Consider the following 1,058-nt stretch of genomic DNA (forward strand, 5'->3'; position numbering starts at 1 on the left):
AAACCGCACGTTAACGTTGGTACTATCGGCCACGTTGACCACGGTAAAACTACCCTGACTGCTGCAATCACTACCGTTTTGGCGAAAACTTACGGCGGTAACGCGCGTGCATTCGATCAGATCGATAACGCACCAGAAGAAAAAGCACGTGGTATCACCATCTCTACTTCTCACGTAGAATACGATACTCCATCTCGTCACTATGCACACGTTGACTGCCCAGGCCACGCCGACTATGTGAAAAACATGATCACTGGTGCTGCTCAGATGGATGGCGCGATCCTGGTTGTGGCTGCAACTGATGGCCCAATGCCACAGACTCGTGAACACATCCTGCTGGGCCGTCAGGTAGGCGTACCTTACATCATCGTGTTCCTGAACAAGTGTGACATGGTTGATGATGAAGAGCTGCTGGAACTGGTAGAAATGGAAGTCCGTGAGCTGCTGTCTCAGTACGATTTCCCAGGCGATGACACTCCAATCATCCGTGGTTCTGCTCTGAAAGCGCTGGAAGGCGACGCAGAGTGGGAAGCGAAAATCATCGAACTGGCTGAAGCACTGGATTCTTACATCCCAGAACCAGAGCGTGACATTGACAAGCCATTCCTGCTGCCAATCGAAGACGTATTCTCCATCTCCGGCCGTGGTACTGTAGTTACTGGTCGTGTTGAGCGTGGTATCGTTAAAGTGGGTGACGAAGTTGAAATCGTTGGTATCAAAGAAACCACCAAAACAACGTGTACCGGTGTTGAAATGTTCCGCAAACTGCTGGACGAAGGCCGTGCAGGTGAGAACGTCGGTGTTCTGCTGCGTGGTACTAAGCGTGATGACGTTGAGCGTGGTCAGGTTCTGGCGAAGCCCGGTTCTATCCACCCACACACCCAGTTCGAATCTGAAGTGTATATCCTGAGCAAAGATGAAGGTGGCCGTCATACTCCATTCTTCAAAGGTTACCGTCCACAGTTCTACTTCCGTACCACTGACGTAACCGGTACTATCGAACTGCCAGAAGGCGTAGAGATGGTAATGCCAGGTGATAACATCAACATGAAAGTGAC

Annotated in this window: 1 protein-coding gene; it reads left to right on the top strand. The window is 50.8% G+C overall.

Annotated elements, in window-relative coordinates; all coding sequences use genetic code 11:
- Positions 1-1,058: elongation factor Tu (gene tuf / locus Xind_RS19600; RefSeq protein ID WP_187650948.1), on the top strand; the 1,058-nt coding region annotated here is incomplete at both ends.

It is taken from the genome of Xenorhabdus indica, from assembly GCF_014467235.1.
GTDB classification, from domain to species: domain Bacteria; phylum Pseudomonadota; class Gammaproteobacteria; order Enterobacterales; family Enterobacteriaceae; genus Xenorhabdus; species Xenorhabdus indica.